Source organism: Winogradskyella sp. UBA3174 (assembly GCF_002364335.1).
Classification (GTDB): Bacteria; Bacteroidota; Bacteroidia; order Flavobacteriales; family Flavobacteriaceae; genus Winogradskyella.
Window position 1 is genome coordinate 1 of record NZ_DEXW01000033.1, and the last position, 12,118, is coordinate 12,118.

Genomic DNA, 12,118 nt, shown 5'->3' on the forward strand with positions numbered 1-12,118 from the left:
GGAAGACGTAAAAACGTTTGGACAGTAGCAAAAAATGCGGTTGACAAAGCGATGCAATATTCGTACAGAGACCGTAGAGTAAAAAAGAGAAATTTCCGTGCGTTATGGATTATGCGTATTAATGCAGGTGCCAGACAACATGGAATGAGCTATTCAAGATTTATGGGAAAATTAAAAACTAATAACATCGGATTGAATCGTAAGGTTCTTGCTGATTTAGCTATGAATCACCCAGAAGCCTTTGAAGCAGTAGTAAACAAAGTAAAATAAGGCTTTTAGCCAAAATTAATAACAACATTTCGCTTAGAAAAGTCCGATTCGCAAGAATCGGACTTTTTGTTTTTAATTTAAAAAATGCACCTTCATTTGAAAACCAACTGATATAAAGTTTAATTGTTAAATACTCATATATAATTGCAACAATTTATTCATTATCAAACTATATTAAATGACTGAACTAATCTTAAATAAATCTTCTAATTACCTTACTTTCTTCAGTTATTAACTCTAAAAAATAAATTCCTTTTGGTAATTCTGATAAATTCAAACTAGAATCATTAGTCTTATTTCTATATACAATTTATCCATAAATATTATAAATAATCGTTTCTAATCCTTTAGTATTGTTTTATGATATATATAAAACTTCAGAAACCGGATTCGGATAAATTGATAATTCTGTTAGTTTTCATTCTAAAATTGACAAGCTGATATTTTTATATTTAGCAATAAATTCTGAAAAGCTTTCCAACTTAAGCTCTATACTATTAGATTCAATATTTAAAGTTATGTTATTTTGCGTGCTAGAAGATACTTGATTAAAAAATGAATATTCAAAACTATTTTACTCTCTGTATCGCGTCAATATATGTAGAATTAAGTTTGGCAATAAGCTGTATCCACTAGCATCATACGTATAATTACCTAAAAGCGTATTGCGGACTCCAAAACCTTCAAAAGAAAGATCATTATTTATAATTAAATATGAATGAATATTTGGTTAAACATCTTCGACATTCCAAATAACACCACTTAAATTAGCTTCTAATTCATATAAGTACCATAAAGATTAAAGTCTTGTGCATAATTTGCATTATAAAATAACACAAATACTACTAAGATTATAAATTGCTTCACAGTGTTAAATTTCAATTTAAGTCTTCTGCTTTTTCTTCTTAGCTGCAGGGAATAGCACATTGTTTAAAATAAGTCTATAGCCAGGAGATGTTGGATGTAGATCTAATTCTGTTTTTGGGTCACCCACTCTATGTGTATAATCTTCAGGGTCGTGACCCCCATAAAAGGTGAAAAAGCCTTTTCCTTTTATACCATGAATATATTTAGCTTCGCCATTGGTTCTGTTCTTTCCCATCACTAATACATTAGATTTTATTTGATCTCTTGTAAAAGACGTTGTTTGCCCCATAAACCCTTTTACTAATGACGTATGATTTTGAGTTAACATGGTTGGTATAGGGTCCCATTTTGCAGAATATTCCATTAATGAAAAATAATCTGTCTTAAATGGAATTTGTCGTTTCCGAGTCATATCTATTGAAGAAAACTCATAAACATTTGGACTACGCTCTAAAATATAATCTTTGAATGCAAAAGTTTTAGAAAAATCAACTTTATTCTGATAACCTGGATCGCTTCCATCACCATCAAACATTGGCTCGCAAATATCAATACCTTCTGCGGATAAAGCTATATCAAAACTATCAGTCGCCGAACACATAGCAAACATAAATCCACCACCTGCAACATAATTTTTAATTTTTATAGCTACCGCTAATTTGGCATCAGAAACTTTAGAGTATCCTAATTCTTTTGCTAAATTTTCTGCTGATTTTTTTTCTTCAATATACCAAGCCGCAGAACGAAAGGTTCTGTAAAATTTACCATATTGACCTGTAAAATCTTCATGATGTAAGTGTAACCAATCGTATAATAACAATTCATCATTCAATACTTCTTTGTCATAAATTGTTTCATAAGGTATTTCTGCATACGTTAATACCATGGTTACCGCGTCATCCCAAGGTTGTTTTCCGTAAGGTGTGTATACGGCAATTTTAGGGGCTTTTTCTAACACGACAGCTTCTTGGTTAACTGCTGGACTAGCGATATTTTCTAAAATTTGAGCCGCTTTAGCATCAGAAATAATTTCGAAAGAAACCCCTCTTATCTGACACTCGCGTTGTATAATTTCTCCATCTGGCAATAAAAAAGATCCACCTCTATAGTTTAATAGCCATTTCACTTTAAGCTCACGTTCTAACATCCAGTAGGTTACACCATAAGCTTTTAAATGGTTTTCTTGAGATTCCGAATCCATGGGAATAAGTATATAAGACGCATATACATTAATATTCAAAAAAAATACAACTATTATAAAAAGTGCTTGTTTCAAATTCGTAGGTTTAGAACGAAATATAGTCAAATATTAATCTGTAAGACTGTAATTTATTATTCTTTTAAGATTTAAAGTGCGTACGCTAAGAGTTGTTTGTAATAAGGTGTGCTCTTTTCTAAAAGTGGTATAAGATGCTCTGGGAATTTATCTTCCTTTGGCTTATATGTTAAAAAACCTTTAGATTTATGTACGTTATTGTACCAATACTCTGCCCAAATCCCATCTTCATTTATTTTTTGAGGTGACCATTTCAGCATTTTTTTACTGAATGGAATATCAATAAATGCACATAATTTCTTTAATACTTCTTCTGGATTTGATAATACTTTTTTAGAATCTAATACTGAAAATGAAATTTTTTCATTTTTAAAGTAGTTTATTAAATCTAAATGAAGTTTATAGCCTACATCATCTATGGTGGGGTTTTTAATGACTTTATCAAAAGAGGGTAACATATCTTCTGGGTCTCTTGTTAGAATAATATTAATCATTTCCTTCATGAAATCTCGATTTAGATCTAGAAGATGATGCGTCATATGCTTAAAAAATAAAACTGGTTTTTCATTTTCTTCCAACATCATTTTAACCACGTTATCACCATTATTTTCCATTGTATTTAAAATGTCTTGAGCACCAGGATGATAAGCATGGGCTTCGGGATGATACTTCAAATAATAGGCATATAAGGGCTCGTCGAAAACTTTAGTATCATCTCGTTGCGCAAAAGAATACATTAACGCTGTTGAGATATTACGAGGCCCAGACCATAGACAAATACGTTTCATATTATCCATTTGATACTGTTTTTTCAATGAGTATGTTATACAGTTTACTAAGTTCTCTTGTCTTATCACCATAGTTACCTTCACCTATTTGTCGTCCATCAATTTTAGTAACTGGTGTTAATCCACCAAATGTACCAGTAACGAAAGCTTCATCAGCACCATAAACGTCGAATAAAGAGAAGTCTTTTTCGTAGCAAGGAATATTATTTAGTTTACAAACTTCAATAACTTTTGCTCTAGTTATACCATTCATACAATACTTACTTGTAGACGTCCAAACTTCATTATTCTTAATTACAAAAAAATTAGTTGCATTACATGTTGCAATAAACCCGTGTATATCTAACATTAATGCCTCATCAGCCCCTGCTTGAATTGCTTGAATTAAAGCTTGTACTTCGTGAAGTTTACTATGACAATTTAATCGTGGGTCTAAATAATCTGGAGAGCCTCTTCTTATCGTACTTGTAAAAAGTGTAATTCCTTTTTCTTTGGAGTCCTTTGAGGCTGTTTTATGCTCAGGAATAATAACAACGTTAGGCCCAGAAATTATTAATCTAGGATCTTGTGAAGGTGTTTTTTTAATCCCACGGGTTATCATTATTCTAACGTGCACACCGTCTGTCATTTTATTAGCCTTTAACGTATTCCAAACCTTCTGAGTTAACTCCCCTTTAGTAAAAGGTAAATGCATACCAACAGTTGCAGCAGATTGCCACAAACGATTAAAATGATCTTCTAAAGATACTAGGACACCATGATGAAGTCTTAGAGCTTCCCAAACACCATCACCCACTAAATAACCACTGTCAAAAACTGATATCTTAGCTTCATTTCTAGGGAATAATTGATCGTTTATAGAAATTAAAATAGCTTCATTTCTCGGGTCTTCTATGGCGTTGTGTGTACCGTGAATCATATAGTTAGATTTTAAGTAGTAAAGCTACTTAAAATTAGTAACAGTATTTTATCCTTTTAAAGTTCTTTTAGATCGGTTTGCTTACCAGAAAGAAGACTTGCAATAAGTTTTGTACCCGGAAATTGTTCAAGAATAATTTTTATAAATACAGTAATTGGAATTGCCATAATTAAACCTGGAATTCCCCATAGAAAGCCCCAAAACATAAGCATAACTAGAACCGCTATGATATTAATTGAAAACGATTTACCCATAAAAATAGGCTCTAGAATTGCACCGAAAACAACTTGAACAAGTGCTACAGATAAAATAAAGAAAAATAAAGTACTCGTTGGGTCTAATTCTACAAACGCAAATATAGATAATAGTATAACTGAGATAAAGGAACCTACCATTTGAACAAAGTTTATTGCAAAAGCAAATAATCCCCAAAAAATAGGGAAACTTACATCAAAAAACACACACATTAATCCGGTAAAGAGACCGGTTAAAACACTTACCAAAAATTTTACTTTAATAAATTTTATAAGATCATTTTCAATCTTCATAAAGGTTTTTACCGAAGTATATTTTTGTTTTAAGAGTGTGTTGTTTAATAATTTGTAGACATTTATTGACTCTGCTAACCATAGGATAACGAAGAAAACAGTCATAAGTAATGTGGTTAAAAAAGTTCTTAAAAACCCAATAGTTGAACCTAGATTTTCTTTCTCAAAAAATTGAGCAAAGATATTTTTATTCTGTTCATATTCTACACCAAACGTGTCAGATAAATACAACTTAATCTCTCCTAATCTTTCTTCTGCTTTTGGAAAAAATTCTGATTTTGTAGCTATAATTTCTTTGCTAGATAATTGTATTAATTCTATACCCAGTTTAAGACCTCCAATTACTAAAAGTAAGACTATAATTACACTTACAAATTTGGGTATTTTTCTTCTTCCAAACCATCTCATTAATGGTAAAAACAAGAGCGCTATAAACATTGAAAATACTAATGGTATAAATATAAAAGATAAGATTTTTAATAAATAAAAAACTAGGGGAACAACAATAATTAGTAACAACACGTTGGTTGTACGTCTTTGATCTAACATGAGACAATTTTCTTATAAATAAGCAAAAGTAAAGGTAAGCTAAAAAAGAATTTTTTAATTCATAAAATGCTGTTAAAAAGGCACACCATCATCTTCAGGTCCATCAAAAGCGTCAGAGGGAGAAGGGAAATTATCTGGTTTAAACGTGTTATCATTTGCAGCTGCATTCATTTTAGAATGAAATTCACCAAAAGGAGTATCAAAATCATCTAAATTATCAAACTTACCTAAGTGACCAATAAACTTCAATCTAATACTATCTAGTCCACCATTTCGATGCTTAGCTACAATAAATTCACCTTGACCTTCTGTTGGAGAGCGTTCTTCATCATCCCATTCATCAATCTTATAATATTCTGGTCTATAAATAAAGGACACTATATCCGCATCTTGCTCAATCGCACCAGATTCACGTAAATCAGATAATAAAGGTCGTTTACTTCCACCACGTGTTTCTACCGCACGCGATAACTGTGATAATGCTATTACAGGAATACTTAATTCCTTAGCCAAAGCCTTGAGATTACGAGAAATTGTTGATATTTCTTGTTCACGATTTCCTCCTTTTTGACTTCCACCCGCTGTCATCAATTGCAAATAATCAATCATTATCATTTTAATGCCGTATTGGGAGGCTAAACGACGTGCTTTTGCTCTTAAATCGAAAATTGAAAGTGAAGGAGTGTCATCTATAAATAAAGGTGCATTCTCTAAAGTCTTTACTTTTACGTTGAGTTGCTCCCATTCGTGTTTTTCTAACTTACCTGTTCTCAATTTTTCTGAAGACAAGCCTGTTTCACTTGAAATTAAACGTGTAATTAATTGTACAGAAGACATTTCTAATGAAAAGAAAGCCACAGGGATATTACTATTAACGGCAACATTACGAGCCATCGTTAGTGTAAATGCTGTTTTACCCATACCAGGACGTGCAGCTACAATGATTAAATCGGATTGTTGCCAACCAGAAGTTAATTTATCTAGTTTATCAAAACCAGAAGGAATTCCACTCATTCCTTCTTTGTTAGACATTTCTTCAATTTTCTTTTTAGCTTGAATTACCAAACTCTGAGCCGTCTCAGTTGACTTTTTGACATTACCTTGAGTAACTTCATAGAGCTTAGCTTCTGCATTATCTAAAAGGTCAAAAACATCTTTGGTCTCATCGTAGGCTTCTTCTATAATTTCGTTAGAAATTTTAATTAGACTTCGTTGTATATATTTTTGAAGAATAATACGTGCATGAAACTCAATATGCGCAGAAGATGATACACGTTGTGTTAAGGAGATTAAATAAAAATCACCACCAACCACGTCTAATTTTTCATCTTTTCTTAATTGACTAGAAACGGTTAATAAATCGACAGGCTCACTGTTTTCAAATAATTTAAAAATAGCTTCAAAAATATGTTTATGAGCATCTTTATAAAATGCTTCAGGGCTCAAAATATCAATTACCTCATCGACACCTTTTTTATCAATCATCATCGCCCCAAGTACAACTTCCTCTAAGTCAAGTGCCTGAGGTGGTAATTTACCTTTTTCAAGGCTAATAATATTGCTCTTATCAACTTTATAACCTTGTATTGGATTTGGTTGTTTCATAGTGTACGAAAGTAGCTAAATGGTATTGATAAACTACATGTTGAGTGTTTTGCAATCTCAACAGTTCGTTAACAATTTAACTGTTAATAACTCTTATATATTGTTAATAGTGACAAAAAAACTGAAGTTAAAGACTTCAGTTTTTTAAATTACCTATGTTTAGTGGAACTAGTCTTTATAGACTCCCATTTCACTATATTTATCCATACGTTGTTTAACCAATTCTTTTGGTGATAAGTTTTTAAGATCTTCATAAGACTTTAAAATAGCATCTTTTACAGCTGAAAAAGCTTTCTCTCTGTCTGTGTGTGCGCCACCTAATGGTTCTTTAATAATTTGATCAACAAGCTTCATGCGCTTCATATCTTTGGCTGTAAGCTTTAGAGCTTCTGCAGCCTGTTCTTTATATTCCCAACTTCTCCATAAAATTGAAGAACATGATTCTGGCGAAATAACTGAATACCACGTATTCTCTAGCATCATAACGCGATCACCTACTCCAATTCCTAATGCACCACCTGATGCTCCTTCGCCTATTATAATAGTTATTATAGGAACTTTAAGACGTGCCATTTCTATAATATTTCGAGCTATGGCTTCACCTTGTCCACGCTCTTCAGCCTCTAGACCTGGATAAGCACCTGGAGTATCAATTAAAGTAACTACAGGAATACCAAATTTTTCTGCTGATTTCATTAAGCGTAATGCTTTACGATAACCTTCAGGGTTAGACATTCCGAAATTACGATACTGTCTGGTTTTGGTATTAAATCCTTTTTGCTGACCTATAAACATATAAGATTGGTCACCTATTTTACCTAAACCACCTATCATTGCCTTATCATCTTTAACATTTCTGTCTCCATGTAATTCTAAAAAAGAATCGCCACAAAGCGCTTTAATATGATCTAATGTATAAGGTCTATTTGGATGACGCGATAATTGTACACGTTGCCATGCTGATAAATTTTTGTATATATCTTTCTTAGTCTCAGCAAGCTTTAACTCAATTTGTTTGCAGGTCTCTGTAACATCTACATCACTCTCCTGACCGATAATCTGACACTTATCTAGTTGGTCTTCTAGCTCTTTTATTGGTAATTCAAACTCTAAATATTCCATACAATTTGAAGTTAGTTTTAGTTTGGTTAGTTATTCTGCTACAAATATAAAAACTTTAATTGGTTATGGTATTGGTTTTACTTTTTCTCTTTTTGTAGTTTTTAAAAATGGCATCTAATAAGACAACACCTAAGACAAGTATTGACCCTATATAAAATTGAGGTGACATCTTTTCTTTTTCAGGAAACAAAATTAGTGCGAGTCCAATTCCATATAAAGGCTCAAGATTATAGGATAAAATAACTGTATATGGACTTATATAACGCATTACTTCTACTGCACCTATAAATGCATAAGCAGTACAAACAGAAGCCAAAATAAAAATATATAACCAGTCTGAATTTGAAAGTGTGAAAAACTCAGCATCAAAACTACTACCTGATAAAAGTATAAAAACAGTCAAAAACACAACACCACTTATAAACTCATAAAATGAAATAATTGTTGCATTATGCTTTTCGATAAATTTCCCATTAATCACAGCAAACAATGTAGAAAATAAAGCTGATAATAAACCTAATATAATTCCATTTATATAGTCCATCTCACTACTGGTTATAAGTATAACACCTATAATAACTATAAGCCCAAAAATAATCTCGTAGAGTAAAATCTTCCGTTTAAAAAAAATGGGTTCTATAAAAGATGCAAAAAATGCACCAGAAGAAAACATAGCCAAAGCTATAGATATGTTTGCCTGATTTATAGATTCGAAAAAAGTGATCCAATGTAATGCTATAATCACACCAGCAATAGAAAATTGTAAGACTGCTTTTTTTGAAATTTCAGTATTAAGTCGCGTAACTTTAATAAACACAAACATTATGATGCCTGCAATAGACATTCTATACCATACAAGCGCTAGTGATCCTATAGTTATAAGTTCACCTAGAATTGCCGTAAAACCTGCAATAAAAACAAGAAAATGTAAATGTAAATAGTGCTTTAATTTAACGTTTGGCATTTCGCAGAAGATATATTGCTAAAATACCAAATACTAAATTAGGAAACCACACTGCAACTATCGGCTCAAAGTTTGACTGCTCTGCCATAACACCAAAAATTTTATCAAAAAACACATAGATCATCGCTATGGCAATACCTACTGCTAAGTTTGCTCCCATTCCTCCACGTCGTTTTACTGATGATACAGCAACTGCGATAATGGTTAATATATATATAGATACTGGTAAACTCCATTTTCTTAGCTTTACCACCTCGTATCGTCCAATATTGGGTGAACCTCTACGTTTTTCTGCTGCGATAAAATCTAATAGTTCTCCATAAGGCTTTGTTTCAGCGGCGTATTCAACGGGTGTCAAATCTTCCAACTCAAAGGGTAAATCCATGTTTTTTCGTCTTGCTTTTTCAATATATTCTTTACCGTTTTTAAACGTACGTTTAAAATAAGTGGTTAATCTGTAAGTACTATCTTCTTCGATGTATCTAATATTGTCAGCGAATATTTTATACTTCAGCTCGTTATTCTCAAAATGCTCATAAGTAAAATTCCTACCTACTTTTTGCTTTGGCATAAAATTACTAATGTATATGTAATCATTATCATTAACCTGTGTATAAACATCTTTGGTTTTTTGAATTCTTTTATTCTTTTTTAAATATTTAAACTTAAACTCATTAAACCCTTGACTTGCTATAGGAGACAAATACATCCCTAAAAATAAAGCGAGACTAGCAACTATTGTAGCTCCGATTAAATAGGGTCTTAAAAATCTAGAAAATGAAACCCCTGAGCTTAAAAAAGCTACTATTTCGGTATTGTTAGCTAGTTTAGACGTAAACCAAATTACCGAAAGAAATAAAAATAATGGGAATAATAAAGTCGCGAAATAAACTGTAAAATCTAAATAATAGGCGGATACTTCTCCAAATGGAGCTTCATTCTCTAATATTTTTCCAACTTTCTCTGCTAAATCAACCGTAATACCTATGGGAATAAACAGAAGTAACATCATTAAAAATGTAAACAAGTAGCGTTTTAATATGTACCAATCTAAAATTTTCACGTATTACAATCTATTATCCATTTGTTTAACCATTTTATCTTTCCAAACCCCAAAATCACCTGCAATAATGTGTTTTCTTGCTTCTCTAGTTAACCATAAATAAAATCCTAGGTTATGTATCGTAGCAATTTGTTTACCTAATAATTCATTAACTGTAAATAGATGTCTTAAGTAGGCTTTAGTATATTCTGTATCTACAAAAGTAATTCCCATTTCATCTACAGGTGAAAAATCATCTGCCCATTTTAAATTTTTGATATTTATACTACCGTATGCCGTAAATAACATTCCATTTCTAGCATTACGTGTTGGCATTACACAATCAAACATGTCTACACCTAACGCTATATTCTCTAATATATTGATTGGTGTACCAACACCCATTAAGTAACGTGGCTTATCTTCTGGTAAAATTTCACAAACGACTTCAGTCATTGCATACATTTCTTCAGCAGGCTCTCCTACTGAAAGACCACCAATAGCGTTTCCTTCAGCACCCGCATTTGCTATATATTCCGCAGATTGTTGTCTTAAATCTTTATAACAACTTCCTTGAACAATCGGAAAAAATGTTTGCTCATAATCATATTTAAAAGGAAGCTCTTTTAAATGTGTTAAGCAACGCTCTAACCATCTATGCGTCATATGCATTGATCGTTTTGCGTAATTAAAATCACATGGATATGGAGTACATTCATCAAATGCCATTATAATATCAGCACCAATAGTACGCTGAACTTCCATCACATTCTCTGGCGTAAAAACGTGATAACTTCCATCTATGTGAGATTTAAATTTAACACCTTCTTCTTTTATTTTTCTATTTGCAGACAAAGAATAAACCTGATAACCACCAGAATCAGTTAAGATATTCCTATCCCAATTCATAAATTTATGAAGGCCTCCTGCTTTTTCTAAAATAGCAGTTTGAGGTCTTAAATATAAATGATAGGTATTACCAAGAATAATATCTGGGTTAATATCATTTTTTAATTCGCGTTGATGCACACCTTTTACTGACCCTACAGTTCCAACAGGCATAAATATTGGTGTTTCTATAGTACCATGATCGGTCGTAATTGTACCAGCTCTTGCCTTTGTTGCTTTATCTTTTGCTAAACGTATAAAATCCATTAAAACTTAGTCTAACGGCAAATATAATTAACTCAACAACATTGACATCTTAATTAAATTTAAAATTGTTAGCAAATCCTTAAAATCGTTAATAAGTGAACGTACTACACTTTTGTAAGGCTATCATAAAAAACTACTTTTGCACTACTAATCTAAGCTATAAAAAATGCCAAATACACAAAAATTAAAAGATTTAACTACTCAAGTTCGTAGAGATATATTGCGAATGGTACACAAAGTAAACTCTGGTCATCCAGGTGGTTCTTTAGGTTGTGCTGAATTCTTCGTGTCACTTTACCAAGATATTATGGAAACTAAAGACAATTTTAATATGGATGGTGATGGTGAAGATTTATTTTTCCTATCAAACGGACATATTTCTCCTGTTTATTATAGTGTATTAGCAAGATCCGGATATTTCCCTGTAGATGAACTGAACACTTTTAGGTTAATAAATTCACGTTTACAAGGGCATCCAACAACGCATGAAGGCTTACCAGGTATTAGAATTGCTTCAGGCTCTTTGGGTCAGGGAATGTCTGTTGCTATAGGTGCTGCGCAAACTAAAAAACTGAATAATGATGATCATTTGGTTTATAGTTTACATGGTGATGGTGAATTACAAGAAGGGCAAAATTGGGAAGCTATAATGTATGCTTCTGCTAAAAAAATTGACAATTTAATATCTACGATAGATTTAAACGGTCAACAAATTGATGGTTCTACAGATAGTGTCTTACCAATGGGAAGTATAAAAGGGAAGTTTGAGGCTTTTGGTTGGACTGTCGTTGAAATTGAAGAAGGTAATGATATTGAAGCCGTTCTTGAAGGTATGGCCGAAGCAAAATCTTTAACCGGAAAAGGAAAACCAATTTGTGTTTTATTAAAAACTGTTATGGGTAATGGTGTAGACTTTATGATGCATACTCATGCATGGCATGGTAAAGCTCCAAATGACGAACAACTAAAAACAGGACTATCTCAAAACCCTGAAACTCTAGGTGACTATTAAT

The 12,118-nt window shown here is 32.1% G+C and carries 12 protein-coding genes; 2 read left to right on the forward strand and 10 right to left on the reverse strand.

Annotation, left to right across the window (positions count from 1 at the left end; all coding sequences use genetic code 11):
* Window positions 1-270, forward strand: a 270-nt coding sequence (gene rplT, locus B2U95_RS04460; protein ID WP_296313259.1) for a 50S ribosomal protein L20, incomplete at its 5' end; no start/stop codon positions are given.
* Between the two features lie 193 nt (window positions 271-463).
* Here the strand turns inward: rplT and B2U95_RS16285 are convergent.
* From B2U95_RS16285 to tgt, 10 genes are all read right to left on the reverse strand, one after another.
* Complete coding sequence (locus B2U95_RS16285; RefSeq protein ID WP_414727662.1) at window positions 464-580, reverse strand: T9SS type A sorting domain-containing protein; 117 nt, start codon at window positions 578-580, stop codon at window positions 464-466.
* Window positions 581-1,153: 573 nt separating this feature from the next.
* Window positions 1,154-2,338 (reverse strand): asparagine synthetase B, encoded by a 1,185-nt coding sequence (locus B2U95_RS04465; protein WP_296313333.1) that lies wholly within the window; start codon window positions 2,336-2,338, stop codon window positions 1,154-1,156.
* Between the two features lie 146 nt (window positions 2,339-2,484).
* Complete coding sequence (locus B2U95_RS04470; protein ID WP_296313261.1) at window positions 2,485-3,201, reverse strand: sulfotransferase family protein; 717 nt, start codon at window positions 3,199-3,201, stop codon at window positions 2,485-2,487.
* A 1-nt stretch (window position 3,202) separates the two neighbouring features.
* A complete protein-coding gene (locus B2U95_RS04475; protein ID WP_296313263.1) occupies window positions 3,203-4,120 on the reverse strand; it encodes an aminotransferase class IV in 918 nt (305 codons plus the stop codon).
* 56 nt (window positions 4,121-4,176) lie between these two features.
* Window positions 4,177-5,217, reverse strand: coding sequence for an AI-2E family transporter (locus B2U95_RS04480; protein ID WP_296313265.1), 1,041 nt, complete (start codon window positions 5,215-5,217; stop codon window positions 4,177-4,179).
* A gap of 72 nt (window positions 5,218-5,289) precedes the next feature.
* Window positions 5,290-6,822 (reverse strand): replicative DNA helicase, encoded by a 1,533-nt coding sequence (gene dnaB, locus B2U95_RS04485; RefSeq protein ID WP_296313267.1) that lies wholly within the window; start codon window positions 6,820-6,822, stop codon window positions 5,290-5,292.
* A gap of 168 nt (window positions 6,823-6,990) precedes the next feature.
* Entirely contained in the window at window positions 6,991-7,944 is a 954-nt protein-coding gene (locus tag B2U95_RS04490) for an acetyl-CoA carboxylase carboxyltransferase subunit alpha (RefSeq protein ID WP_296313268.1), read from the reverse strand.
* A 55-nt stretch (window positions 7,945-7,999) separates the two neighbouring features.
* Window positions 8,000-8,908, reverse strand: a complete 909-nt coding sequence (locus B2U95_RS04495; RefSeq protein ID WP_296313270.1) for a DMT family transporter — start codon at window positions 8,906-8,908, stop codon at window positions 8,000-8,002.
* A complete protein-coding gene (locus tag B2U95_RS04500) occupies window positions 8,895-9,917 on the reverse strand; it encodes an LptF/LptG family permease (RefSeq protein WP_414727663.1) in 1,023 nt (340 codons plus the stop codon). Before B2U95_RS04500 ends, B2U95_RS04495 begins: the two co-directional genes overlap by 14 nt.
* A gap of 57 nt (window positions 9,918-9,974) precedes the next feature.
* Complete coding sequence (tgt, locus tag B2U95_RS04505; RefSeq protein WP_296313272.1) at window positions 9,975-11,105, reverse strand: tRNA guanosine(34) transglycosylase Tgt; 1,131 nt, start codon at window positions 11,103-11,105, stop codon at window positions 9,975-9,977.
* A 166-nt stretch (window positions 11,106-11,271) separates the two neighbouring features.
* On the opposite strand from tgt, the gene B2U95_RS04510 reads away from it, so the two are divergent.
* Window positions 11,272-12,117 (forward strand): transketolase, encoded by an 846-nt coding sequence (locus B2U95_RS04510; protein WP_296313274.1) that lies wholly within the window; start codon window positions 11,272-11,274, stop codon window positions 12,115-12,117.
* The last annotated feature ends 1 nt before the right edge of the window (window position 12,118 follow it).

Coding starts and splice junctions, on each gene's coding strand:
- B2U95_RS04470 (WP_296313261.1), bottom strand. CDS start 3,201: ATGAAACGTATTTGTCTATGGTCTGGGCCTCGTAATATCTCAACAGCG.
- B2U95_RS04495 (WP_296313270.1), bottom strand. CDS start 8,908: ATGCCAAACGTTAAATTAAAGCACTATTTACATTTACATTTTCTTGTT.
- B2U95_RS04510 (WP_296313274.1), top strand. CDS start 11,272: ATGCCAAATACACAAAAATTAAAAGATTTAACTACTCAAGTTCGTAGA.
- tgt (WP_296313272.1), bottom strand. CDS start 11,105: ATGGATTTTATACGTTTAGCAAAAGATAAAGCAACAAAGGCAAGAGCT.
- B2U95_RS04490 (WP_296313268.1), bottom strand. CDS start 7,944: ATGGAATATTTAGAGTTTGAATTACCAATAAAAGAGCTAGAAGACCAA.
- B2U95_RS04500 (WP_414727663.1), bottom strand. CDS start 9,917: ATGTTACTTCTGTTTATTCCCATAGGTATTACGGTTGATTTAGCAGAG.
- B2U95_RS04480 (WP_296313265.1), bottom strand. CDS start 5,217: ATGTTAGATCAAAGACGTACAACCAACGTGTTGTTACTAATTATTGTT.
- B2U95_RS04465 (WP_296313333.1), bottom strand. CDS start 2,338: ATGGATTCGGAATCTCAAGAAAACCATTTAAAAGCTTATGGTGTAACC.
- B2U95_RS04475 (WP_296313263.1), bottom strand. CDS start 4,120: ATGATTCACGGTACACACAACGCCATAGAAGACCCGAGAAATGAAGCT.
- dnaB (WP_296313267.1), bottom strand. CDS start 6,822: ATGAAACAACCAAATCCAATACAAGGTTATAAAGTTGATAAGAGCAAT.